At 68.2% G+C, this 22,860-nt stretch carries 23 protein-coding genes; 8 read left to right on the top strand and 15 right to left on the bottom strand.

Annotation, left to right across the window (positions count from 1 at the left end):
* Positions 1-86 precede the first annotated feature (86 nt).
* The 7 genes from ATO3_RS11535 to trpS all read right to left on the bottom strand — a co-directional run bounded on the left by ATO3_RS11535 (position 87) and on the right by trpS (position 5,702).
* Entirely contained in the window at positions 87-1,082 is a 996-nt protein-coding gene (locus ATO3_RS11535; RefSeq protein WP_088650018.1) for a BMP family lipoprotein, read from the bottom strand.
* A 150-nt stretch (positions 1,083-1,232) separates the two neighbouring features.
* Complete coding sequence (locus ATO3_RS11530; protein WP_332888695.1) at positions 1,233-1,658, bottom strand: GNAT family N-acetyltransferase; 426 nt, start codon at positions 1,656-1,658, stop codon at positions 1,233-1,235.
* Positions 1,655-2,338, bottom strand: coding sequence for a tRNA (adenosine(37)-N6)-threonylcarbamoyltransferase complex dimerization subunit type 1 TsaB (gene tsaB / locus ATO3_RS11525; RefSeq protein WP_088650017.1), 684 nt, complete (start codon positions 2,336-2,338; stop codon positions 1,655-1,657). Before tsaB ends, ATO3_RS11530 begins: the two co-directional genes overlap by 4 nt.
* Positions 2,331-2,894, bottom strand: coding sequence for a NifU family protein (locus tag ATO3_RS11520; RefSeq protein WP_088650016.1), 564 nt, complete (start codon positions 2,892-2,894; stop codon positions 2,331-2,333). Before ATO3_RS11520 ends, tsaB begins: the two co-directional genes overlap by 8 nt.
* Before the next feature lie 160 nt (positions 2,895-3,054).
* The gene (locus ATO3_RS11515; RefSeq protein WP_088650015.1) at positions 3,055-3,510 is read right to left on the bottom strand and encodes a universal stress protein; all 456 of its coding nucleotides are present in this window, start codon (positions 3,508-3,510) and stop codon (positions 3,055-3,057) included.
* Positions 3,511-3,609: 99 nt separating this feature from the next.
* Complete coding sequence (locus ATO3_RS11510) at positions 3,610-4,470, bottom strand: branched-chain amino acid aminotransferase (RefSeq protein ID WP_088650014.1); 861 nt, start codon at positions 4,468-4,470, stop codon at positions 3,610-3,612.
* A 191-nt stretch (positions 4,471-4,661) separates the two neighbouring features.
* The gene (gene trpS / locus ATO3_RS11505; RefSeq protein ID WP_088650013.1) at positions 4,662-5,702 is read right to left on the bottom strand and encodes a tryptophan--tRNA ligase; all 1,041 of its coding nucleotides are present in this window, start codon (positions 5,700-5,702) and stop codon (positions 4,662-4,664) included.
* Positions 5,703-5,800: 98 nt separating this feature from the next.
* On the opposite strand from trpS, the gene ATO3_RS11500 reads away from it, so the two are divergent.
* Complete coding sequence (locus ATO3_RS11500; RefSeq protein ID WP_233152117.1) at positions 5,801-6,487, top strand: rhomboid family intramembrane serine protease; 687 nt, start codon at positions 5,801-5,803, stop codon at positions 6,485-6,487.
* Between the two features lie 226 nt (positions 6,488-6,713).
* On the opposite strand, the gene murJ is transcribed toward ATO3_RS11500, so the two are convergent.
* From murJ to ATO3_RS11485, 3 genes are all read right to left on the bottom strand, one after another.
* Positions 6,714-8,255 carry a murein biosynthesis integral membrane protein MurJ gene (gene murJ, locus ATO3_RS11495; RefSeq protein ID WP_088650012.1) on the bottom strand — a complete coding sequence of 514 codons (1,542 nt, stop codon included), beginning with the start codon at positions 8,253-8,255 and terminating at the stop codon, positions 6,714-6,716.
* Positions 8,252-11,086 carry a [protein-PII] uridylyltransferase gene (locus ATO3_RS11490; protein ID WP_088650428.1) on the bottom strand — a complete coding sequence of 945 codons (2,835 nt, stop codon included), beginning with the start codon at positions 11,084-11,086 and terminating at the stop codon, positions 8,252-8,254. Before ATO3_RS11490 ends, murJ begins: the two co-directional genes overlap by 4 nt.
* Before the next feature lie 78 nt (positions 11,087-11,164).
* The gene (locus ATO3_RS11485) at positions 11,165-12,331 is read right to left on the bottom strand and encodes a penicillin-binding protein activator (RefSeq protein WP_088650427.1); all 1,167 of its coding nucleotides are present in this window, start codon (positions 12,329-12,331) and stop codon (positions 11,165-11,167) included.
* A gap of 90 nt (positions 12,332-12,421) precedes the next feature.
* Between ATO3_RS11485 and rsmI the strand changes: the two genes are divergently transcribed.
* From rsmI to gshB, 3 genes are all read left to right on the top strand, one after another.
* A complete protein-coding gene (gene rsmI, locus ATO3_RS11480) occupies positions 12,422-13,285 on the top strand; it encodes a 16S rRNA (cytidine(1402)-2'-O)-methyltransferase (protein ID WP_088650011.1) in 864 nt (287 codons plus the stop codon).
* Positions 13,285-13,662 carry a YraN family protein gene (locus ATO3_RS11475; RefSeq protein WP_088650010.1) on the top strand — a complete coding sequence of 126 codons (378 nt, stop codon included), beginning with the start codon at positions 13,285-13,287 and terminating at the stop codon, positions 13,660-13,662. Before rsmI ends, ATO3_RS11475 begins: the two co-directional genes overlap by 1 nt.
* Positions 13,663-13,733: 71 nt before the next feature.
* Positions 13,734-14,669, top strand: coding sequence for a glutathione synthase (gshB, locus tag ATO3_RS11470; RefSeq protein ID WP_088650009.1), 936 nt, complete (start codon positions 13,734-13,736; stop codon positions 14,667-14,669).
* Positions 14,670-14,760: 91 nt separating this feature from the next.
* Here the strand turns inward: gshB and ATO3_RS11465 are convergent, their stop codons facing one another.
* From ATO3_RS11465 to cobU, 4 genes are all read right to left on the bottom strand, one after another.
* A complete protein-coding gene (locus ATO3_RS11465) occupies positions 14,761-16,275 on the bottom strand; it encodes a YifB family Mg chelatase-like AAA ATPase (RefSeq protein ID WP_088650008.1) in 1,515 nt (504 codons plus the stop codon).
* A gap of 110 nt (positions 16,276-16,385) precedes the next feature.
* A complete protein-coding gene (locus tag ATO3_RS11460) occupies positions 16,386-17,069 on the bottom strand; it encodes a glutathione S-transferase (RefSeq protein ID WP_088650007.1) in 684 nt (227 codons plus the stop codon).
* 215 nt (positions 17,070-17,284) lie between these two features.
* Positions 17,285-17,863, bottom strand: coding sequence for a histidine phosphatase family protein (locus tag ATO3_RS11455; RefSeq protein WP_088650006.1), 579 nt, complete (start codon positions 17,861-17,863; stop codon positions 17,285-17,287).
* On the bottom strand, positions 17,860-18,375 hold the full coding sequence (gene cobU / locus ATO3_RS11450) for a bifunctional adenosylcobinamide kinase/adenosylcobinamide-phosphate guanylyltransferase (RefSeq protein WP_088650005.1): 516 nt from the start codon (positions 18,373-18,375) through the stop codon (positions 17,860-17,862). Before cobU ends, ATO3_RS11455 begins: the two co-directional genes overlap by 4 nt.
* A 105-nt stretch (positions 18,376-18,480) precedes the next feature.
* Here cobU and ATO3_RS11445 point away from each other — a divergent pair, with 105 nt between their 5' ends.
* The 4 genes from ATO3_RS11445 (at position 18,481) to dut (ending at position 22,224) form a co-directional block, all read left to right on the top strand.
* Positions 18,481-19,359 carry an RNA polymerase factor sigma-32 gene (locus ATO3_RS11445; RefSeq protein ID WP_088650004.1) on the top strand — a complete coding sequence of 293 codons (879 nt, stop codon included), beginning with the start codon at positions 18,481-18,483 and terminating at the stop codon, positions 19,357-19,359.
* Positions 19,360-19,439: 80 nt separating this feature from the next.
* A complete protein-coding gene (locus tag ATO3_RS11440; RefSeq protein WP_233152115.1) occupies positions 19,440-20,177 on the top strand; it encodes a ChaN family lipoprotein in 738 nt (245 codons plus the stop codon).
* 182 nt (positions 20,178-20,359) lie between these two features.
* The gene (gene coaBC, locus ATO3_RS11435; protein WP_088650002.1) at positions 20,360-21,559 is read left to right on the top strand and encodes a bifunctional phosphopantothenoylcysteine decarboxylase/phosphopantothenate--cysteine ligase CoaBC; all 1,200 of its coding nucleotides are present in this window, start codon (positions 20,360-20,362) and stop codon (positions 21,557-21,559) included.
* 215 nt (positions 21,560-21,774) lie between these two features.
* Positions 21,775-22,224 (top strand): dUTP diphosphatase, encoded by a 450-nt coding sequence (dut, locus tag ATO3_RS11430; RefSeq protein ID WP_088650001.1) that lies wholly within the window; start codon positions 21,775-21,777, stop codon positions 22,222-22,224.
* A 157-nt stretch (positions 22,225-22,381) separates the two neighbouring features.
* Here the strand turns inward: dut and ATO3_RS11425 are convergent, their stop codons facing one another.
* The gene (locus tag ATO3_RS11425; protein WP_088650000.1) at positions 22,382-22,855 is read right to left on the bottom strand and encodes a 6,7-dimethyl-8-ribityllumazine synthase; all 474 of its coding nucleotides are present in this window, start codon (positions 22,853-22,855) and stop codon (positions 22,382-22,384) included.
* Positions 22,856-22,860: the final 5 nt, after the last annotated feature.

Genomic DNA, 22,860 nt, shown 5'->3' with positions numbered 1-22,860 from the left:
GTCGGGCCTGACGGCCCGCCTCGCCGGGGACGGATCCCTGACGAGGCGCGCCTGCAAGGGCGCGACGAGTGCCCCGTCCAGTCTTATCAGAAGGAGACGGCCGGGCAGCTTTCGTCCGACATGTAGTCGTGCACCACCATCTCGCCCGAGGCGATCTTGGCCGAGGCTTCGTCGACGGCGGCCTTCATCTCTTCGGTGATGAGCTCTTCGTTGTACTCGTCCAGCGCATAGCCCACGCCGCCGTTCGCCAGGCCCATCACGTAGATCCCGGTTTCCAGGTCGGTGCCGTCCGAGAACGCCTCGTACACGGCGTTGTCGACGCGTTTCATCATCGAGGTCAGGACCTGGCCCGGGTGCAGGTAGTTCTGGTTGCTGTCCACGCCGATCGACAGGATGCCTTCGTCGGCGGCGGTCTGCAGCACGCCCACGCCGGTGCCGCCGGCCGCGGCATAGACCACGTCGGCGCCCTGGCTGATCTGGGCGTTGGTCAGTTCCGATCCGCGCACCGGGTCGTTCCAGGCGGCCGGGGTGGTGCCGGTCATGTTGGCGATGACGGTGGCGTCGGGCGACACGGCCTTCACGCCCTGGGCATAGCCACAGGCGAATTTCCGGATCAGCGGAATGTCCATGCCGCCGATGAAGCCGACGGTGTCGGTCTCGGAGGCCATCGCGGCCAGCATGCCGACCAGGTAGGACCCTTCATGTTCGTTGAAGACCACCGAGCGCACGTTGGGCTGTTCGACCACCATGTCGACGATGGCGAACTTGGTGTCCGGGTAATCCGGCGCGACTTGGTTCAGCACGTCGCCGAAGGCAAAGCCGGTCATCACGATCGGGTTGGCCCCGGATTCGGCGAAGCGGCGCAGCGCCTGTTCGCGCTGGGCCTCGGATTGCATTTCGGTTTCCAGGAAGGACCCGCCGGTCTCGTCCGCCCAACGCTTGGCGCCGCCGAAGGCCGCCTCGTTGAAGGATTTGTCGAACTTGCCGCCAAGGTCGAAGATCAGCGCGGGCTCTGCCATCGCGGCGCCGGTGCCCAGGGCAACGGCGGCTGCGGCGCCAAGAAGTTTGGTCATCGCGGTCATGTGGAATACTCCCGGTTGGTTCGTCTTTTGGGGCGCGTGACGCGGCACCGCCCGTGTTGTTCGGATCGGGTTTGATCGGACCAATCAAAGACAAGCCCCGTGCAGGGGGTCAACCGCTTTCTGCCGCGGCGGCAGAGGTTTCCGGAACGTCTAGTTGCTCAGGTCCCGGGACATGGTCAGAGCGTCGGCAGACGTTGCGCCGGGGCGCTGGTAATAGTTCTTTCGCCGTCCGACCTCGGTATAGCCGCAGGCGTGATAAAGCCGCAGCGCGGCCAGGTTGTCGGCGGCCACCTCGAGAAAGGCGCGCGTGGCACCGCGGGCGATGGCTTCGCGCTGCCAGACCGTCATCATCGACCGGGCCAGCCCCATACGGCGGCGCGAGGGATGGGTCGCGATGGTCAGAAGCTCGGCCTCGTCGGCGATGACGCGGGCCACCGCGAAGGCCTCGGCATGGCCGACGGCGTAGGTGCCGGTGGTGCCCAGAAGGTCGCGGAATTCGGCCTCGGACCAGGGCCGCGCGGGAGAGCGGGCGAAGGCCAGGGCATGCAGCGCCGCCATGTTCGCGGGAGAGATCAATCCAGCAGCACCGGCGGCACGTCCCGCGACGGCGCGGCGTCGGCGGGGCGGATGTAAAGCGGCGCGGGCCGGGGCAGGGCGGGATCGGTGCAGCGCCGGGCGGCGATGCGGGCGATCGCCTCGACCTGGCCATGGGCGGCGCGGGGTCCGGGCAGGTCGAAGGACGGCAGCGGCATTTCGGGACCGAAGCGGCGGGCGACATGGTCGAGGCCGGTGCCGTCTTCGTCCGCCGGCATCAGGTCGGGTGTGCCGGGCGTGGTGCCGTCGAAAAGCTGGAAGAAGGCGCCGTCGCGGGCCGCGGCCGCCGTGGCCACCACCGGGCGGGGCGCGTCGAGCGCGGCGGCCTCCAGCGTGCTGACGCCCACCGCCGGGATGCCCAGCCCCAGGGCCAGGCCGCGCGCTGTGGCGACGCAGATGCGGATGCCGGTGAAATTGCCGGGCCCGATGCCGACACCGATGGCGTCAAGCTGGTCCCAGCCAATGCCGGCCCCGGCCATAAGCTCTTGAAGCGCGGGAACGAGGCGTTCGGCCTGACCGCGTGTCATGGGCTCGTGGCATTCCGCAACGACATCGCCGCCCCGAAGCAGGGCGGCGCTGACATGCGGTCCGGAGGTATCGAAGGCAAGCAGCAGCGGCCCGTCGGTCGGGGCGCTGCCGCCGGGGGCAGCCGGATCAGACAAGAACCGGGCGCACCTCGGTCACTTCCGGAATGTAGTGACGCAGCAGGTTCTCGATCCCCATCTTCAGCGTCAGCGTGGACGAGGGGCAGCCGGCGCAGGCGCCCTGCATGTGCAGGTAGACGACGCCGCGGTCGAAGCCGTGGAAGGTGATGTCGCCGCCGTCCTGGGCCACCGCCGGACGCACGCGGCTGTCCAGCAACTCCTTGATCTGGCCGACGATTTCGCCGTCTTCGCCGGTATGCTCGGCATGGGCCGGGGCGATTTCCTCGCCGCCGTCCATCACCGGCAGGCCGGATTGGTAATGTTCCATCACCGCGCCGAGGATGGCGGGCTTGATATGGTCCCAATCGGTCGCGTCGGCCTTGGTGACCGTCACGAAGTCACTGCCGAAGAACACGCCGGTCACGCCGTCCACCGCGAAGATGCGGGTGGCGAGCGGCGACTTCGATGCGGCCTCGGCCGAGGGGAAATCGGCGGTGCCGGCTTCCAGCACGGTCTGGCCGGGCAGGAATTTCAACGTTGCGGGATTCGGGGTCGATTCCGTCTGGATGAACATGCGCACCTCCGTTTGCTTGCCAAGGATATGCGGTCTGGGGCCGCTCAAGTCAACGTTTAGAACAGTTTTAAACTGGACGCCAGTGCGTGACATCCCCGTGATCCACCCAGGTGAGCCCGGCCCGTACGGGACAAACCCGACCTGGCCCGGCTGCGCGCGGTCAGGTGATGGCTTCGAGCTTTTCCTTGCTCAGGTCGCCCGGCACGATGGTGATCGGCACCGGCAGCGAGCCGGCCGAGCGCGTCAGCTGGCTGACCAGGGGGCCCGGCCCCTTCTTGTCGGCCCCGGCGCCCAGCACCAGAACGCCGATTTCGGGATCGTCCTCGATCTGCTGGATGATTTCGTCGACGGTGTCGCCCTCGCGGATCACCAGCTCGGGCTCAACCCCCTGACGGTCGCGCATCCACTTGGCGAAGACCTCGAAATGCGCCTCGATCCGCTCGCGGGCTTCTTCACGCATGATGTCGCCCACGCCGATCCAGTGGTTGAACTCATCCGGGGGGATGACCGACAGGATCTGCACGCCGCCACGCGTGTTGGCGGCCCGCATGGCGGCGAACCGCATGGCGTTCAGGCATTCTCGGCTGTCGTCCAAAACGACGAGGAACTTGCGCATCCCAACTCTCCCGTGGCGCGGATCATGGCGCAAGCGACGGGGCGGTGCAACCGATTGCCGGCGGGCGCCGCTCGCCCGCCCTGACAGGCGGTCTCGCGCTCAGGCGGAGGCGGCCCAGTCCCAGTAGAGATCGCGCGCGCGGCGGGTGATCGGACCGATCTGGTAGCGGGTGTCGTCGAAGGCGCTGACCGGGGTGACCTTCTGCAGGTTGCCCGACAGGAAGATCTCGTCCGCGTCGTGGAAATCCTCGAAGCTCAGCACGCCTTCGTGCACCGTCACGCCGTCGGCGCGCAGGTTCTCGATATGCCGCGCCCGGGTGATTCCGGCGAGAAAGGTGCCGTTGGGGATGGGGGTGAACACCTCTCCGTCCTTGGCCATGAAGACATTGGCGGTGGCGGTTTCGGCCACGTTGCCCATGGCATCGGCGACCAGCGCGTTGCCGAAGCCCTTGGATTTCGCCTCGGCCAGCATCCGCGCGTTGTTGGGATACAGCGCGCCGGCCTTGGCATTGACCACCGCGTTTTCCAGCACGGGCCGGCGGAACCGGGTCCGGGTCAGCGTGGTCGCCGCGGTTTCGGGCGCCATCGGGATCTCTTCGAGGCAGATGGCAAAGCCCGTCTCGCCCGGGTCCGGGACGATCGCGCTGGGATCCCCGTCGATCCCCCAGTACATCGGACGGATGTAGATCGGCGTTTCTTTGGCATAGGCCGAAAGGCCCTCGTGCACGATCTCGACCATCTGTTCGGTGGTGACGGTGGGGCGCAGCATCAGCGCCTTGGCCGAGGCATTGACCCGCGCGCAATGCTTGTCGAGATCCGGCACCAGCCCGTTCACGGCCCGCGCCCCGTCAAAGACGGTGGAGCCGAGCCAGGCCCCGTGATCGGCGGCGCGCATGATGGGCGTGTCGCCCTCGTGCCATTTTCCCTCGAAATATGTGCGGATATTGGTGCCAACGGCCATGGTAGTCTCCTTTCGCGCAGACCCTATGCCCGGGGGGCGGGAGGGTCCAGCCGCAGGCGGGGACCTGCGGCGTCCTTTTCGGTCTGGCTGGCCGGGCGCCTGCCGGATGGGCGCCTGCCAGATGGGCGCGGCAGGTGGTGCGGGCCGGTCATATGGCCGGGCGCGGGGCCGGCCGGATGTGTCGGGTCGGATCAGGCCGGCGGGGGCACCATGCCGACGATATCGTAGGTCTTGCGCAGGATCGGCGCGGTGATCTCACGCGCGCGCAGGGCGCCGGCGGCGAGAATGCGGTCGATCTCGGCCGGGTCGTCCATCAGCCGCGCCATCTCGGTCGAGATCGGCGCCAGCTTTTCGACGGCCAGATCCACCAGGGCCGGTTTGAACTGGCCGAACTGCTGGCCGGCATGGTCGGCGATCACCTGCTCGGCGCTCATGTCGGCAAGGGCGGCGTAGATGTTCACCAGGTTGCGCGCCTCGGGGCGGTCGTCGAGCCCCTTGAGCGTGTCGGGCAGCGGCTCGGGGTCGGTCTTGGCCTTGCGGATCTTCTTGGCGATAGCGTCGGCATCGTCGGTCATGTTGATCCGGCTCATGTCCGAGGGATCGGATTTCGACATCTTCTTCGACCCGTCGCGCAGCGACATGACGCGGGTGGCCGCGCCCTCGATCACCGGCTCGGTGATTGGGAAGAAATCGACGCCGTAATCGTGGTTGAACTTGGTCGCGATGTCGCGCGTCAGCTCAAGGTGCTGTTTCTGGTCCTCGCCCACGGGCACATGGGTGGCGTGGTAGATCAGGATGTCGGCGGCCATCAGCGCCGGGTAGGCGAAAAGGCCCAGCGAGGCGGCCTCGGCATTCTTGCCGGCCTTGTCCTTCCACTGGGTCATGCGCCCCATCCAGCCCATCCGTGCGACGCAGTTGAAGATCCAGGCCAGCTGCGCATGTTCGGGCACCTGGGACTGGTTGATCAGGATCGACTGGGTCGGGTCGATGCCCGCGGCGATGAAGCCGGCACACAGCTCGCGCGTGTTGCGGGTCAGGTCCGCGGGATCCTGCCAGACGGTGATGGCGTGCAGGTCGACCATGCAATAGATCGTCTCGAACGCGGCGCCCTGCATGTCGACAAAGCGCTTGATGGCGCCCAGGTAATTGCCGAGCGTCAGCCCACCCGACGGCTGGATGCCGGAAAAGACGCGCGGGGTGAAGCCGGCGATACCGGCCGCTGCCTCTGACATGTGATCTCTCCCGTCTGGAAATTGCTGCGCGTTGCGCTTACCCATGGGGTCCGGTGCCGTCAAGAAGCCCCAACCCGGCCCGCAGCAGGAGAGACCCCTTGTCCAATGGCAAACCAGAACCGGCGGTGAACCCGCTGCCGCCCGTTGTCGTCGCGCTGTTCATCGCGATCGTGGTGCCAGAGGCGATCTTTTCGCTGGGGGCCTCCGGCGTGATCGGCGGGCCCGGGGCGGTGGGCTGGCGCCAGGCCGGGATCCAGACCTACGCGTTTTCGAGTGACATCTTTGACTGGATGATGGCCAATGGCGTCTGGCCAGGCGAGCACCTGATCCGCTTCGTGTCCTACCCGTTCGTGCATTTCTCGCTGACCCATGCGGCGATCGCGGGGGTCTTCGTGCTGGCGCTGGGCAAGATGGTGGCCGAGAAGTTCGGGCAGTGGCAGATGCTGGCGATCTTCGTGCTGTCGGGCGCCTTCGGGGCGCTGGTCTATGGGCTGGTGCTGAACGATCCCTACCCGCTGGGCGGGGCGTTTCCGCCGGATTACGGGCTGGTCGGCGCCTTCACCTACCTGCTCTGGCGCGGCCTTGGCGCGGTGGGCGAAAACCAGGCCCGGGCCTTCACGCTGATCGGCGCGCTGCTGGGGATCCAGCTGCTGTTCGGGCTGATCTTCGGCGGCTCGGGCGACTGGGTGGCCGACCTGGCCGGCTTTGTCGCGGGCTTCGGGCTGAGCTTTTTCCTGGCACCGGGGGGCTGGGCTTCGATCCGGGCGAAGATCCGGCACGATTGAGCCCTTGCCCGCGCGGCGCGCTGTTTGGCGGGCCGGTCGCGGGAGTATTTTCATCCAAGAAGAAGCAGGGGGACGATGCTGTGTCCCACGCGTGGGACATCTTTCCGCCCTTTGAAAATCAAGGGATTGCAGGTGCGTTTTAGGATTTCGTTAACGATCCGGAGTACCACGCCCTGGCTTCTTCTTGGCCCAAATACCTCACTCTAACCTCTCGGTCAGCGCAGCGTCAGGACCTTTTGAACGCGCGTTTGAACTCGGACAGGCGCAGCGCTCCGATCATGTGGGCGATGGCGAAATACGAGACCATGCCGGCGCCGACCAGGCCGGCCAGCGCCAGGTAGCGGATGCCTTGCGTGTAGAGCGCGGCCGCCATCAGCTGCGCGAGGGCCCAGCAGATTACGCCCATTGCCAGAGAGGCGGCGACGATGCGCCAGATGCGCCTGTGGAATCGGGGGTCGAACTGCGCGACCTCTCCCATCGGTCTTGCGCCTCGGACCAGCAGGACCACCATGGCCCAGCCCGCGATCGTCGCGGCCCAGGCCGGTGCCGTCCAGCCGACGACGGGCGCCAGGCCCAGGGCGATCACCGCGTTCACCGCCATTGCCGCAAGGGCGTAGCGGAAGGGCGAGCGGGTGTCCTCGCGCGCGAAGAACAGCGGCTGGTAGATCTTCTGCAGCACGAAGGCCGGCAGGCCGAGGCCGTAGATCGCCACCGCCTGGGCGATGCTGGCGCTGTCAGCGGCGGTGGTGGCGCCGCGCTCGAAGAGCACGGAGACCAGCGGCAGCGGGATCACCACCAGCGCCACGGCGCAGGGGATCGTCAGCCCAAGCGATACCTCGCCGGCGCGGGAGAGCGCATCGCGCGAGCCGGTGTGATCCTCCGCCGCGAGGCGGCGCGAGAGATCGGGCAGCAGGACAACGCCGATGGCGATGCCCACGACCCCCAGCGGCAGCTGGTAGAGCCGGTCGGCGGCGTAGAGCCAGCCGACCGCCGTGTCGAAATGCGAGGCCACCTGCTGGCCAACCAGCAGGTTGATCTGCACCACGCCGCCGGCCATGGCCGCCGGAACCGCGATCCGGACCAGCCGCTTCAGCTCGGGCGTCAGCCGGGGCAGGCGGGGGCGCAGGGCGAAGCCCGCGCGCGACGCCGCGACCCAGACCAGTGCCATCTGCGCGACACCGGCGACCGGGATCGCCCAGATCAGCGCGCGCGCCACGTCGCCGCCCAGAAGATGCGCGCCCACCATGGCGCCCACCAGCAGCACGTTCAGCAGCACCGGCGCGGCAGCGGCGGCCGCGAAGCGGCCCGTTGCGTTCAGCACGCCCGAGAGCAGCGCGGCCAGCGAGATGAACAGGATATAGGGGAAGGCGATGCGGCCGAATTCGACCGAGAGCGCGAATTCCGGCTTGCCCGCGAAGCCGGAGGCGAGCGCCAGGATCAGCCAGGGCATCGCCAGCTGCGCCAGCAGGGTCAGCACGATCAGGATCGAGGCCAGGCCCGACAGGGCGTCTTCGGCGAAGGCGCGGGCATCGTCATCATTTTCAAGCTTCTTCGAGAACATCGGCACGAAGGCCATGTTGAAGGCGCCCTCGGCGAAGAACCGGCGGAACATGTTGGGCAGCCGGAACGCCACGACATAGGCCTGGTACACCGGCCCGGTGCCCAGGAAAGCCAGGATCATCGCGTCGCGGACAAAGCCCAGCACGCGGCTCATCAGCGTCCAGCCCCCTACCGTGAGGAAGCCGGACATCAACCGGATCGGCTTCATCGCGCGGCGCGTTCCGCGCCGTCGGCCACGGCCTTGATCAGCCGCTCCTCCAGGCGTTTCTGTTTCGAGGGCGTCTGGAATTTCAGCCCGAACATGTCCTTGACGTAGAAGGTATCCACCGCCTGTTCCCCGTAGGTCGCGACCACGGCGCTCGCGACGTAGATATTCGCCTCGGCCATGGCGCGGGCCAGGTCATAGAGCAGACCGGGCCGGTCGCGCGTGTCGACCTCGATGATCGTGTAGATGTCGGACCCGTCGTTGTCGAAGATGACCCGCGTCGGCACCTTGAAGGCCTGTTCGCGCGGCTTGATCTTGTCGCGCGACTTCAGCGCCTCGCGGGCGACGACCTCGCCCTTGAGGGTGCGGTGGATCATCTGGGTCAGGCGCGGCAGGCGCGAGACCTCGAACGGGTTGCCGTCGTGGTCCTGGATCCAGAAGGTCGCGGTGACATAGCCGTCCTTGGTCGTGTAGGTGCGCGCATCGCAGATGTTGGCGCCGACCAGGGCCAGCGCGCCGGCGAGCCGGGCGAAGATGCCCGGGTGATCGACCATGGCGAAACAGGCGCGGGTGACGTCCATGTCCTCTTCGGGATGCAGGTCGATGCAGATCTCGGCCGGATCGCCGGTGGCCACCAGGTCGCGCAGCAGCCGGGCAAAGACCATGTGCGCGGTGATGTGCAGCCCCTGCCAGTAGGGCGGGTAATGGCGCGCGATCTCGGATTCGAGCTGGCGTGCGGGCCAGTCGCGCAGGGCGTTGCGCAGGTTGGCGATGGCCTCGGTCTCGCGGGTTTCGCGGGTCAGCTGATCGGTGCCGGTTTCCAGCGCGCGCGCGGTCTGGCGGTAGAGCGCGCGGATCAGCGAGGCCTTCCAGTTGTTCCAGATGTCGGGGCCCACGCCGCGGATGTCGCAGACCGTCAGGATCAGCAGCAGGTCAAGCCGCTTGCGGGTTTCCACGGCGCCGGCGAAATCGGCCACAGTGCGGGGATCGGCGATGTCGCGTTTCTGCGCCATGTCGGACATCAGCAGGTGGTTGCGCACCAGCCATTCGACGGCGTCGCATTCATCCAGCGTCAGGCCGAGGCGGCGGCAGACCACATGCGCGATCTCGGCGCCCAGGATGGAATGATCCTCGGGCCGGCCCTTGCCGATGTCATGCAGGAGCAGCGCGATGTAAAGCACCTTGCGGTTCACGCCGTTGTGGATCGCGCGGGTGGAGACGGGCAGATCGGCCTCCAGCGCTCCGCGTTCGAGGCGGGCCAGCTGGCCGATGCACTGGATCGTGTGTTCGTCCACCGTGTAGGCGTGGTACATGTTGAACTGCATCATCGCGACGATGGGTTCGAATTCCGGCATGAAGGCCGCCAGAACGCCCAGTTCGTTCATCCGGCGCAGGGCGCGTTCGGGGTTGCCGTGGTTCAGCAGCATGCCGATGAAAAGCTGCGCCGCCTCGTCGTCGTTGCGCATCTCGTCGTCGATCAGGTGCAGGTTGGCGGCGACCAGGCGCATGGCGTCGGGATGGATCAGCAGGTCGGTGCGCAGCCCTTCCTCGAACAGGCGCAGAAGGTTCAGCTTGTCGGCCAGGAAGGTTTTCGGGTCTTCGATCGCCAGGCGGTTGTGCTGCAGCACGTAGCCGGGCGACAGACGGGGCTTGCGCCGCAGCAGCCGATCGATCAGGGGGCCCGAGCCGCCGGCATGGGTCGCCTCGAGCTTGGTCAGGAAGATGCGGGTCAGGTCGCCGACGCGGGTGGCGTGGCGGAAGTAATCCTGCATGAAGACCTCGACCGCGCGGCGCCCGGCCTTGTCGGTGTAGCCCAGGCGTTGCGCGACCTCGACCTGCATGTCGAAGGTCAGCCGTTCGTTGGGCCGGCCGGCCAGCAGGTGCAGATGAGAGCGCACGGCCCAGAGGAAGCTTTCGGCATCGGCGAAGCTTTCGAATTCCTCGGGGCGGAAGACGCCCAGCGGCACCAGCTCGGCGGCATTGTCGACATTGTGCAGGTACTTGGCGATCCAGAACAGCGATTGCAGGTCGCGCAGGCCGCCCTTGCCTTCCTTGACGTTGGGCTCGACCATGTAGCGGGCGCCCTGGCGCTTGTGCCGGCGCTCGCGCTCGTCGAGCTTGGCCTCGATGAAATCGCGGTTGCCGCTGGAGAAGAGATCGGCGCGAAGCCGTTCGTCCAGCTCTTCGGCCAGGGGGACATCGCCGGTCAGGAAGCGGTGTTCGAGGAAGGTCGTGCGGATGGTGAAATCCTCGCGCCCGAGGCGGAGGCAATCCTTGATCGTGCGGCTGGCGTGGCCGACCTTCAGCTTCAGGTCCCACAGCATGTAGAGCATCGTTTCAATGACGCTCTCGGCCCAGGCGGTGATCTTGTAGGGGGTCAGGAACAGCAGGTCGACATCCGAGAACGGGGCCATTTCGCCCCGTCCGTAGCCGCCGACGGCGACGGCGGCGATGCGCTCGGACGAGGTCGGGTTGGGCAGCGGATGGATGTAGCGGGTCGCGGTGTGGAAGGCGGCGGCGACCAGCCCGTCGGTCAGATAGGCATAGGACCGCGTGAGCGGCCGCGCGGCAAAGGGATCCTCGGCGAAGGCTGCGGCGATCGCGTCGCGCCCGCGGGTCGTGGCCTCGCGCAGGATGGCGACGACCTCCGATTGCAGCCGGGCCGGTTCGGGCTTGTCCGCGGCCAGCGCGTCGATGCGGGCAAAGATGTCCCCGGCGTCGAAGATCGCTTCGGCCGGGCAGATCAGGGTGCCCAGCGGAACGGGGCGTCCATTGGATCCGGCCGCCGCGCGGGAGGCGGCGGCCAGGTCTTGTCCGGTGTCTCCGGGGGTCATGTCGGTCGTGTCGTCGGGCATGTGCGGTCTCGGATTCCCGGGTTCGTATCGGCGGTCAGGCAGCGATGCGGGACGGCGTCAGAAGCCGATGCCGCCAAAGCTGCGCGGTGCTGCGTCGATCACGGTCACCTGTTGGTTCTGGATCGTGGCGATTGCAAGCGCGCGTTCGTTGCTGCCGTTGGACAGGAAGCGGAAAGCGCCGAAGACGCCCTGAAAGCCCGCGCCCTGGGTCAGCGACTGGGCGTTCAGCGGCCGCCCGGAGGAGGCCAGCGCGCCCACCGCGGCGATCCCGTCATAGCCGAGCCCCGCGATCGGGTGCGGCGGGCCACCGTAGGCGGCGGCGTAGCGCTGCGAGAACTGCTGCGAGGTCGTGGGATCGGGCAGAGCGAACCATCCGCCCTGCACGCCGGGCAGGGCCAGCGTCTGTGTCGGGATGTCCCAGCGGGTCAGGCCGACGTATTGCACAACACCCGGCCCCGCGCCCGCATCGGGCAGCAGCTGCGAGAACAGCGGCAGCGCGCCGGCGGTGGTCGAGGTCAAAAACAGCATGTCGGCATTGTTGCCGGTCACGGCCGAGGCGACCTGCGGCACGGCGGCGATCACGCTTTGCTGCGACAGGTCGTAGGGCACGGAGGCCACGACCGAGGCCGAGGTGCCGGACACCGCCTGCTGGATCGCGTTGCGGCCGAGCTGGCCGGAGACATCGGTGCTGTGCACCACGACGACGCGGCGCTTGCCCTGCTTGGCGGCATAGGAGGCAAGGCGGTTCGCGGTGTTCTCGAAGGTGTTGCCGAGGACGAAGACGTTGCCGCCGGCGATCGAGGCGTTGTTCGAGAAGGACAGGACGTTGACGCCCTGGCCGGCCACGGCGAGGCCCGCGGCGTTGGCGGCATCGGCGCGCAGCGGGCCGAGGATGATCTGGGCCCCCTCGCTCACGGCCTGCTGGGCGGCGGCGGCGGCGGTGGCCGAATTTCCGGCGGTGTCGTAGACGCGCAGGTCGATCTGGGCGCCCTGCAGGTCGGCCATGGCCAGGCGGGCGGCGTTTTCCAGGCTGGCGGCCAGGACACCGTCGCCCTGGGTGGGCGAGCTTTTGGGGACCAGCAGCGCGACGGTCACGGGACCGGAGGAGTTCGCCGACGGCCCGCCACCGATCGGTCCGGGTTCACAGGCGGCCAGCGCGAGGGCGGCCACGACGGCGGCGCCCCGGAGCACCGCCTTGCGGGCAGGGGCGAAAAAGGCAAGCATGGACAAAGGACACTCCAACTGTTGCGGGCGGCGTGCCGCCGCCTTTGTTGTCACCCTAAATCATAAAGATCCGTGAAGGAGGGTCTACCATTGAATTTCCGCACCGAGCCGCTGGCGCCGGGACTTTATTTCGTCGGCACCCCGATCGGGACGGCGCGCGACATCACGCTGAGGGCGCTGGACGTGCTGGCCTCGGCCGACGTGCTGGCCGCCGAGGATACCCGCAGCCTGCGGCGGCTGATGGAAATTCACGGGGTTCCGATGAACGGGCGCACGGTGCTGAGCTATCACGATCACAGCGGCGACGGGGCCCGCGCGCGGCTGATGGCGGCGCTGGCGGATGGGCAATCCGTCGCCTATGCCTCGGAAGCGGGCATGCCGTTGATCGCCGATCCGGGCTATGCGCTCAGCCGTGCGGCGGCCGAGGCGGGGCATCGCGTGACCTCGGCCCCCGGGCCGTCGGCGCTGTTGACGGCGCTGACGCTGGCCGGGCTGCCCACGGATGCCTTTTTCTTCGACGGGTTCCTGCCGTCGGCCAAGGGCGCCCGCCGCAGCCGGCTGGAGGCGCTGCGCGCCATCCCCGGCACGCTGATCTTCTACGAAAGCCCCAAGCGCATCGCCCAGGCCCTGGAAGACGCCGCCGAGGTGCTGGGGCCGGACCGGCCGGCGGTGGTGGCGCGGGAGCTGACCAAGAAATTCGAGGAGCTGCGGCGCGGCTCGCTGCAAGAGCTTGCCGAAAACCTGGCGGAAAATCCCGTGAAGGGCGAGATCGTGCTCCTGGTGGACCGGGGATCTTCAGAGTCTGTTAATCAGGGTGACATAGAGTCGGACCTGCGCGAGGCGTTGACGACGATGACCCTGAGGGATGCGGCGGATCTGGTCTCGCGCGCTCATGGCCTGCCGCGACGGAAGGTCTATCAGACGGCGCTGAAGCTGGAAAAGGACGGGACGTGATGACCGACAGGGACAGGGTTGCGCGAGGACGAAGCGAATATCATGCCGGGCTCGCCGCAGAAGAGCGGATCGCGCAGGATTACGAGCGCCGGGGCATCCCGGTGGCCCGGCGCCGCTGGCGCGGGCAGGGCGGCGAAATCGACCTGATCGCCCGGGACGGCGAGGCGCTGATCTTCATCGAAGTGAAGAAAAGCCGCGATTTCGATCGGGCCGCCGAACGGCTGGGTCGCCGGCAGATGGCCCGGCTGTGCCAGACGGCCGAGGAATTCCTGGCCGGGGAACCGCGCGGATTGCTGACCGAAATGCGCTTTGACGTGGCGCTGGTCGATGCACAGGGGCGGCACATGATCCTGGAAAACGCCTTCGGCGCGGTCTGAGCGCCCCGCCTCCCATTGATCCTGCCGGCGCCCTGCGCCATGAAAGGCGGGCCCAATCGGAGTGACGCGGAATGAAGATCGCCTTTCAGATGGACCCGATCAGCGGGGTCGACATCAACGCGGACAGCAGCTTCCGCCTGGCCGAAGAGGCCCAGGCGAGGGGTCACGAGCTGTTCTACTACGCGCCTGACGACCTGGCCTTCGAGGCCGGCCGCGTGACGGCCATCGGCCACGACATGACGATCCAGCGCGTGGCGGAAAAGCCGGCGATTCTGGGCGAGCGGCGCAAGGTGGACCTGGGCGAATACGACGTGGTCTGGCTGCGCCAGGATCCGCCGTTCGACATGCATTACATCACGACGACGCATCTGCTGGACATGCTGCCCGACAGCACGCTGGTGACGAACGATCCGTTCTGGGTGAGGAACTACCCGGAAAAGCTTTTGGTTCTGAAGTTCCCCGAGCTGACGCCGCCGACGGCGATCGCCCGCAACCTGGACACGATCAAGGCGTTTCGGGATGAACATGGCGACGTGATTCTGAAACCGCTGTACGGCAACGGCGGCGCCGGGGTGTTCAAGCTGGCGCGCGACGACCGGAACCTGACCTCGCTCTTCGAGCTGTTCACCGGCTTCTCGCGGGAGCCGCTGATCGTGCAGAAGTTCCTGCCGGATGTCAGCGCGGGCGACAAGCGGGTGATCCTGGTGGATGGCGAATGCGTGGGCGCGATCAACCGGGTGCCGGCGGCGGGTGAGACGCGGTCGAACATGCATGTCGGCGGGCGGCCCGAGAAGGTCGAGCTGACGGACCGGGATCGCGAGATCTGTGCCGCGATCGGGCCGCTGCTGAAGGAAAAGGGCCAGATCTTTGTCGGGATCGACGTGATCGGCCGTTACCTGACCGAAATCAACGTGACCTCGCCGACGGGCATCCAGGAGCTGGAGCGGTTCGACGGGATCAACGTCGCCGGCAAGATCTGGGAGGCGATCGAGGCGCGGAAGGGCTGACGCCTTTCGGGTCTGAAGGTCCTATTCAAATCAATGGCATGGAAAGCCCCGCCCGGTTGCGGAACCGGCGGGGCTTTTCTTTCGCGCGGGTTCAGGGGGAGACCGTATGGGCCAGGCGAAAGCTGAGGGCCTCGGCGACATGGGGGCGGCGGACCTCGCCGGAGGCGTCGAGATCGGCGATGGTGCGTGCGACGCGCAGGATGCGGTGGTAGCCGCGCGCGGAGAGGCCCGTTCGGTCGGCCATCTTGTGCAAAAGCCTGCGGCCCTCGTCGTCGGGCGTGGCGATGTCTTCGAGCGCGCGTCCCGAGGCGTCGGCGTTCTGGAACAGGCCCGGGGCGTCCTCGAAGCGGGCGGCCTGCAGGGCGCGGGCGTCGGCGACACGGGCCGCGACCGTGGCGGAGCTTTCGCCGGAGGCGGGCAGATCCAGGTCCATGTAGTCGACCGGCGGAACCTCGACCCGCAGGTCGAGGCGGTCCATCAGGGGCCCGGAGATGCGGCCGAGATATTCCTCGCCGCAATCGGGCACGCGGGCGCAGGCGCGGGAGGCGTCGGAGAGGTAGCCGCAGCGGCAGGGGTTGGCCGCGGCGACCAGCATGAACCGGCAGGGGTAGGTGACATGGGCATTGGCGCGGGCGACCATGACCTCTCCGGTTTCCAGGGGCTGGCGCAGGGTGTCGAGCACCTTGCGCGAGAATTCCGGCAATTCGTCGAGGAAGAGCACGCCGTTGTGGGCGAGGCTGATTTCGCCCGGCCGGGCGGTGCGGCCGCCGCCGATGATCGCCGCGGGAGAGGCGGTGTGATGCGGTTCGCGGAAGGGGCGGGTGCGGTTGATGCCGCCCTGGTCGATCAGCCCGTAAAGCGAATGGATCATCGAGGTTTCAAGGGCTTCGGCTGCCGTCAGCGGCGGCAGGATCCCGGGCAGGCAGGAGGCGAGCATGGATTTGCCCGAGCCGGGCGTGCCCACGTAGACCAGGTGGTGCCGCCCGGCAGCGGCGATTTCCATGGCGCGCTTGGCGCGTTCCTGGCCCTTGACCTCGACCAGGTCGCGGCCACCGGGATCGGTGGCGACCTCGCCCGGGCGCGCGGCCTCGATCGGGGCCTGGCCGGTGAAATGGCGCACCACGTCCGACAGCGTGCGCGCGCCCAGCACATGGGCATCGCCGACCCAGGCGGCCTCGGCCCCCGAGGCATGGGGGCAGAGCAGCTGGCGATCTTCCTCGGCCGCCGTCAGGGCGGCGGGCAGGGCGCCGATGACCGGCCGGATCGCGCCGTCGAGCGACAGCTCTCCCAGGGCCATGGTGCGTTCGACCGCCTCGTTGGGGATGATTTCCAGCGCCGAGAGCAGGGCGAGCGCGATGGGCAGATCGAGATGAGAGCCTTCCTTGGGCAGGTCGGCGGGCGAAAGATTGATCGTGATCCGCTTCGAGGGCAGCGCGACGGACATCGCGATCAGGGCGCTGCGGACGCGGTCGCGGGCCTCGGAGACGGCCTTGTCTGGCAGGCCGACGATGGAGAAGGCCGGCAGGCCTGCCGAGATCGCGCATTGCACCTCGACCGGGCGGGCGCGGACGCCTTCGAAGGCCACCGTATAGGTGCGCGCGACCATGCTGCCTCTCCCGTCCGGACTACCCGGACATGGCTAGCCCCGGCATGGTTGAGGAAGGGTTAACGCGCGGAAGGGAACCTTACCACGCGGGGGGCGCCCGGCGCGGAGGATCAGGCGATCGGCCAGGGATCGGAGGGCAGGTCGCGGGGATAGGGTTCGGGGTCGTAGGCGATCCGGGCGGCCTCGCGGCGCCAGTCGCGGACGGGATCGGTGGCCAGCAGCGCCTCGCAATAGGCGCGGGCGCCGGGCGAGACGGGGAGGTCGTAGCCAATGATCCGTGCGGCGACGGGGGTGTAGAACACATCCGCCAGGCTGTAGACGCCGAAGAGCCAGCCGGTGTCGGCCCCGGAGACTGCGCGGGCGTGGGACCAGAGGGTTTCAATCCGGTCGAGATCGGCGCGCAGGGCGCCGGAGACGGGCGTGCCGCGATAGATCCTCTGGAACTGCATCGGGCAGTCGCCGCGCAGGGTGGAGAAGCCGGCGACCATTTCCGCACAGAGCCAGCGGGCGGTGGCGCGGTTGCCTGGGTCCGAGGGCCAGAGGCCGGCGTCGGGGTGACGTTCGGCCAGGGTTTCGGCGATGGCGAGGCTTTCGCCGATCACCGTGCCGTCGGGGGTGCGCAGCACCGGCACCAGGCGGGCCGGGGCGAGCGGGGCGAGGTCGGCCGCCATGGTGCCGGTGTAGAGGCCGACGAAATGGGGGCGGACAGGCAGGCCGAACGCCGCGCAGCAGAGCCAGCCGCGCAGGGACCAGCTGGAATACATGCGGTCGCCGAGGAAGAGGTCATATGTCATGGCAGGCAGTTAATGCCGGGTCGGCGCGCTGGTCCAATGCCGTTTCGTGCGCCGGGTCATCACGGCTGGTGAGGTCGGGCGCAGGGACCGCCCCTGCAGAGCGCCCGCCCACCCACCCCGCTCTGCAGGGGCGGTCCGGGAGAGGGAGGGGCCGGTGCCACGCATCGGGCGGAAGGGCAGGGTTGATCGGTTGGATCGGTATGCCCGCTTGCGGGTCAGGGGCGGTGGTTGACCTGGCCCACGCGCCAGCCGGCGGGATGATGTTCCAGCTCGGTCACCGAGAGGTTGTCGATCTTTTGCGCGAAGACCTCGGTCGTAGGCACGCCGAGCGCGCGTTCGAGCTGCCCCAGGATCATGCCGAAATGGGCGACGATCACCAGGGTCTCACCGGCATGTGCCGCCAGCAGGCGGTCGACGGCGGCATCGGTGCGCGCGCGCATGTCGTGCCAGCTTTCGCCGCCCGGCGGTCGGACCGGACCGGGTTCCCGCCAGAAGGCGGTGATGTGGTCGGGATCCTCGGCCTCGATCTCGTCGAAGCGGCGAAGTTCCCAGTCGCCGAAGTGGATTTCGCGCAGACCGTGGTCGTGGGGCAGGCGCCGACGGTCGCCCTGCAGCGCGTCGGCTGTGGCCACGCAGCGGGTCAGGTCCGAAGAGATCACCAGCGCGTCGTCGGGCAGGTGCGCCGAAAGCCGGTCAAGCGCGGGCGTGTCGGCCAGGTCGGCGGGGAGATCGGTCCAGCCCACCATGCCCTTGGCATGGGTGGGCGCGTGGCGGACAAGGAACAGACGGGTCACAGCTGCCCCTTCAGGATGTTGGGCAGCCCGGCGATGACCTGCGCCACCGTGTCGGCCCGGGCGGCCAGCGCCACGTTCAGCCGGCCCTGCGCCTCGCGGAACCGCCGGCCGAGGACGTTGTCGGGAACCAGGCCCTGCCCGACCTCGTTGCTGACCACGAAGACCGGCAGGGGCGAGGTGGAGATCGCCGCCAGCAGAGCCGCCTGTGCCGCGTCGAGATCCTGTTCGGCCAGGAGGAGGTTCGACAGCCAGAGCGTCACGCAATCCACCAGCACGGTTCCCTCCGTGCAGCCCTTGATCGCCGCGGGCAGGTCCAGCGGGGCCTCGACGGTCTGCCAGCCGGTGCCGCGCCGTCCCCTGTGACGGTCGATTTTCGCTGTCATTTCAGCGTCGAAGGCCTGTGCGGTCGCGATGTAGACCCAGGGCTGCGGCATGGTGCAAACCCGGGCCTCGGCAAGGGCGGATTTCCCTGACGCCGCGCCTCCTAACAGAAAAGTGAACGGTGAAGCCAAGCTTTTTGCGCCTTGCAGATGATCTTTTTGGGCCGCTCGTGCGTAACCCCTGTGAGACCGCGGCACAAGACGACTGCGGCTTGCAAGTTAAGACAGGGGATCGACATGGCACTGGATACACCCCGGGACATGCAGTTGTCCCGTCAGGCAATGAAAGCGGAACTGCTTGATGCGGAGACGGAACTGGAACTGGCATACGCCTGGCGCGACCGACGGGACGAGCAGGCGCTGCACAGGCTGATTACCGCGTATATGCGGCTGGCGATATCCATGGCCTCGAAATTCCGGCGCTACGGGGCGCCGATGAACGACCTGATCCAGGAGGCCGGGCTGGGCCTGATGAAGGCCGCCGACAAGTTCGATCCGGATCGGGGCGTGCGCTTTTCGACCTACGCGGTCTGGTGGATCCGGGCCTCGGTCCAGGATTACGTGATGCGGAACTGGTCGATGGTGCGGACGGGGTCGACCTCGGCTCAGAAATCGCTGTTCTTCAACATGCGCCGGGTCCAGGCGCGGCTGGAACGCGAGGCGGCCTCGGCCGGGGAGCACCTTGACCGGGACCAGCTGCACCAGTTGATCGCGACCGAGATCGGCGTGCCGCTGCATGATGTCGAGATGATGGGCGGCCGGCTGTCGGGTTCGGATTTCTCGCTGAACGCGCCGCAATCGACCGATGAAGAGGGCCGCGAGTGGATCGAGGCGCTTGAAGATGACGGCGTGCAGGCGGCCGAGGTCGTGGAGGACAGTCACGACCGCGCGCATCTGCGCGGCTGGCTGGCCGAGGCGCTGGGCGGGCTGAACGACCGGGAACGGTTCATCGTCAAGGAGCGCAAGCTGCGCGAGGATCCGCGGACGCTGGAAAGCCTCGGGACCGAGCTGGGCCTGTCGAAGGAACGTGTCCGACAGCTGGAGGCGGCGGCGTTCCAGAAGATGCGGAAAGCGCTTGAGACCCGGTCCGGCGAGGTGCAACACTTCCTTGCATGAAACATATGGTCCTTGCCATCGCCCTCTGCGCGTCGCCGGCCCCCGACATTGTCTTGGCCAGTACCGCGACAGAGGATCTGATGCGGGGTCTGGACGGGGCCGATGTGCTGTTCATCGGCGAGATACACGACAATTCCGAACACCATGAACGGCAGGCCGAGGTGACGGCCTCGGTCGCGCCCAGAGCGATCGTTTTCGAGATGCTGACGCCGGAGCAGGCCGAAGCGGCCGTGCCCGAGATCATGGGCGACAAGGCGGCGCTGGAAGAGGCGCTGGGCTGGTCCGGGAGCGGCTGGCCGGATTTCGCCATGTATCATCCGATCTTTGCCGCAGCACCCGGGGCGCGCGTCTTTGGTGCGGGCGTGCCGCGAGAGGCGGCGCGGGCGGCGATGGACGGCGGCGTGGCCGGCTGGTTCGGCGCGGCGGACGCGGCGCGCTTCGGGCTGGACCAGCCGCTGCCCGAGGCACAGCAGGCGGAGCGGGAGGCGATGCAGATGGCCGCCCATTGCGACGCGCTGCCCGAGGAGATGCTGCCGGTGATGGTAGATATCCAGCGGCTTCGCGACGCGGCGCTGGCGCGCGCGGCCGCGCAGGCCCTGGAAGAGACCGGCGGCCCCTTGGTGGTGATCGCCGGCAACGGCCATACGCGGTCAGATATCGGGGCGCCGGTCTACCTGGCCCGGGCGCTGCCCGACATCGAGATCCGAACCCTTGGCCAGTCCGAAGACGGCGCGTTGGGCGGGGCGTTCGACGTGAGGGCCGACAGCCCCGCCGTCGAACGTGAGGATCCCTGCGCGGCCTTCGCCAGCGACGGATAAGGCGGAGCGCGCTGGCGCGCGAGGGGGCCCGCCGCTGACGCGGCGGCCGGGCGCGCCTTCGGCGCGGGGCAGGGCGCTTCGCGCCGGTTTGTCATGCGATTGCGGTGATAGGGCCGAGGGCTCTGGCCCCTGCCGTGCCGCTTGCCTATGGTCGGGGCGATCAGCCCTGCAGGAGCACGACCATGCTGGCCGGAAAGCGCATCCTTCTCATCATCGGCGGCGGGATCGCGGCGTATAAATGCCTCGACCTGATCCGCCGCCTGTCGGAACGCGGCGCGAGCGTCACCCCGGTGATGACCGCCGCGGCGGCGGAATTCGTGACGCCGCTGTCGGTGTCTGCCCTGGCCGGAGAGAAGGTGTTCACCGCGCTTTTTGACCTGACGGCCGAGGCCGAGATGGGCCATATCGAGCTGTCGCGCTCGGCCGATCTGGTGGTGGTGGCACCGGCGACGGCGGACCTGATGGGCAAGATGGCGCATGGTCGGGCGGATGACCTGGCCTCGACCCTGCTGATGGCGACGGACACGCCGGTGCTGATCGCGCCGGCGATGAACGTGCGTATGTGGGAACACGCGGCAACACAGCGGAACCTGAAGACGCTGAAGGAAGACGGCATCCGCGTGGTGGGCCCGAACGAGGGCGGCATGGCCTGCGGCGAATACGGGCCGGGGCGGATGGCCGAACCGATGGAGATCGTCGAGGCGATTGCCGGCGCCCTGGGTGAGGGGCCGCTGAAGGGACGCCGCATCCTCGTGACCTCGGGGCCCACGCATGAGCCGATCGACCCGGTGCGCTACATCGCAAACCGCTCGTCGGGCGCGCAGGGCACGGCAATCGGCGCGGCGCTGGCGGCGCTGGGGGCAGAGGTGATCTTTGTCACCGGTCCCGCGGACGTGCCGCCGCCCGAGGGCGTGCAGGTGGTGCGCGTGGAAAGCGCGCGCGAGATGGAAGCCGCGGTACAGGCGGCGCTGCCGGTGGATGCCGGGGTCTTTGCCGCGGCCGTGGCGGACTGGCGGGTGGCGCAGGCCTCGGACCGGAAGCTGAAGAAGACGCGCGAGGGGCTGCCGGTGTTCGAACTGGCGGAGAACCCGGATATCCTGGCCGGTGTCTCGCAGATGGGCGAGGGGCGGCCGGGGCTTGTGGTGGGCTTTGCCGCCGAGACTGATGACGTGATCCCCCACGCCACGGCGAAGCGCGCGCGCAAGGGCTGCGACTGGATCGTGGCCAATGACGTGTCGCCGGCGACGGGGATCATGGGCGGGACGGAGAATGCCGTCGTTCTGATCACCGGCGAGGGCGCAGAAAGCTGGCCGCGGATGGGCAAGGCGGATGTCGCCCGCGCGCTGGCGGCGCGGATCGCGGCGGAGCTGGAGACGTCGTGAGGGTGGCGGCGGTGCTTTGGAGTATTTGGCCAAGAAGAAGCAGGGGGACGGCACGCGGGTCCGGGCTGTGTTCGGGCTGAGGCGTCGCGCCGGGCTATGTCGGCAAAGGTGCAGACGCGGGATGGCACCTGGGGGCGGTACGGGTGCTTGTGCCGCATGAAGCCGGGATGCCGGCGCGGCGGCGGATGCCATGATGACCAAAGGGAAAAAGGCGGATGACCGAGATCAAGTTCAAGCGCGTCGAAGGCAACCGGGATCTGCCTGTGCCGGCCTATGCCACGGATGGTGCGGCGGGGATGGATCTTCGGGCCTTTCTGCCGGACGGCCCGGTTACCTTCGAGCACGGAGATCTGGAGATCATTTCGACCGGCTTTTGCGTCGAACTGCCGCCGGGCACCGAGATGCAGGTGCGGCCCCGGTCCGGCCTTGCCCTCAAGACCGGGTTCATCATTCCGAACAGTCCGGGAACGGTTGACGAGGATTTCCGGGGCTGCGTGATGGTGGGGCTCTATTACCTTGGGCGAGACCCCTACACGATCCGTCACGGGGACCGGATTGCCCAGGCCGTGATCGCCGAGGTCCGGCGATATCCCACCGTGGTCGTGGAGGAGCTCTCTGGCACCGAGCGCGGGTCAGGTGGGTTCGGGTCGACGGGACGGAATTGATCGTCTGAAGGTCATTTGGGGCGGGTCCTTGTCGGGCGGTCCGGGGGAAAGTCGCTACAGAGGTCTCGGGCTGTCGCTCAGCTGAGCCAAATGTGTGCCCCGGCAGGCTTCGGGGCCGTCTGGCAGGCTGGTCAGCCTGCTTCGCTTAAGTGCGGGCTCAGCCGGTGGCCCGTGCCGGGGCCAGAGCGTGTGCGGCATAGCCTGGGGCTGCAACGGCGAGCGCGGCCTCGGCGGCCTCGCGTCCCTTCGTCAGGAAATGATCGGAGAAGAAGGCGACATGGTCGTCGGTCGGCTGGAAATGATGCGGCGTGAGCGAGATGGAGAGGATCGGAACATCGGTCTCCAACTGCGCCTGCATAAGGCCGGACACGACGCTTTGGGCAACGAAATCATGCCTGTAGATGCCGCCGTCGACGACCAGGGCGGCGGCCGCGATGGCGTCGAACCGGTGGCTGCGGGCCAGGCGCTGCGCGGCGAGAGGCAGTTCGAAGGCGCCGGGCACGTCGAAGACCTCGACCGTGACGGGGCCGGGATGCCGGGCCAGGCGGTCCTGAAAGCCGGTCAGCGCCCGCGTCACGATTTCGCTGTGCCAGTTGGCCTTGATGAAGGCGAAGCATAGGGGTGCAGTCATCTGAA

It is taken from the genome of Marinibacterium profundimaris, assembly GCF_002210095.1.
GTDB lineage: Bacteria > Pseudomonadota > Alphaproteobacteria > Rhodobacterales > Rhodobacteraceae > Marinibacterium > Marinibacterium profundimaris.
This window is presented reverse-complemented; position numbering and strand designations above follow the sequence as displayed.

Coding starts and splice junctions, on each gene's coding strand:
- ATO3_RS11460 (WP_088650007.1), bottom strand. CDS start 17,069: ATGACATATGACCTCTTCCTCGGCGACCGCATGTATTCCAGCTGGTCC.
- ATO3_RS11535 (WP_088650018.1), bottom strand. CDS start 1,082: ATGACCGCGATGACCAAACTTCTTGGCGCCGCAGCCGCCGTTGCCCTG.
- coaBC (WP_088650002.1), top strand. CDS start 20,360: ATGCTGGCCGGAAAGCGCATCCTTCTCATCATCGGCGGCGGGATCGCG.
- ATO3_RS11475 (WP_088650010.1), top strand. CDS start 13,285: ATGACCGACAGGGACAGGGTTGCGCGAGGACGAAGCGAATATCATGCC.
- ATO3_RS11490 (WP_088650428.1), bottom strand. CDS start 11,086: ATGACCCCCGGAGACACCGGACAAGACCTGGCCGCCGCCTCCCGCGCG.
- ATO3_RS11510 (WP_088650014.1), bottom strand. CDS start 4,470: ATGGCCGTTGGCACCAATATCCGCACATATTTCGAGGGAAAATGGCAC.
- ATO3_RS11445 (WP_088650004.1), top strand. CDS start 18,481: ATGGCACTGGATACACCCCGGGACATGCAGTTGTCCCGTCAGGCAATG.
- ATO3_RS11465 (WP_088650008.1), bottom strand. CDS start 16,275: ATGGTCGCGCGCACCTATACGGTGGCCTTCGAAGGCGTCCGCGCCCGC.
- trpS (WP_088650013.1), bottom strand. CDS start 5,702: ATGTCAGAGGCAGCGGCCGGTATCGCCGGCTTCACCCCGCGCGTCTTT.
- gshB (WP_088650009.1), top strand. CDS start 13,734: ATGAAGATCGCCTTTCAGATGGACCCGATCAGCGGGGTCGACATCAAC.
- ATO3_RS11485 (WP_088650427.1), bottom strand. CDS start 12,331: ATGCTTGCCTTTTTCGCCCCTGCCCGCAAGGCGGTGCTCCGGGGCGCC.
- dut (WP_088650001.1), top strand. CDS start 21,775: ATGACCGAGATCAAGTTCAAGCGCGTCGAAGGCAACCGGGATCTGCCT.
- murJ (WP_088650012.1), bottom strand. CDS start 8,255: ATGAAGCCGATCCGGTTGATGTCCGGCTTCCTCACGGTAGGGGGCTGG.
- ATO3_RS11515 (WP_088650015.1), bottom strand. CDS start 3,510: ATGCGCAAGTTCCTCGTCGTTTTGGACGACAGCCGAGAATGCCTGAAC.
- ATO3_RS11425 (WP_088650000.1), bottom strand. CDS start 22,855: ATGACTGCACCCCTATGCTTCGCCTTCATCAAGGCCAACTGGCACAGC.
- ATO3_RS11440 (WP_233152115.1), top strand. CDS start 19,440: ATGCGGGGTCTGGACGGGGCCGATGTGCTGTTCATCGGCGAGATACAC.
- ATO3_RS11520 (WP_088650016.1), bottom strand. CDS start 2,894: ATGTTCATCCAGACGGAATCGACCCCGAATCCCGCAACGTTGAAATTC.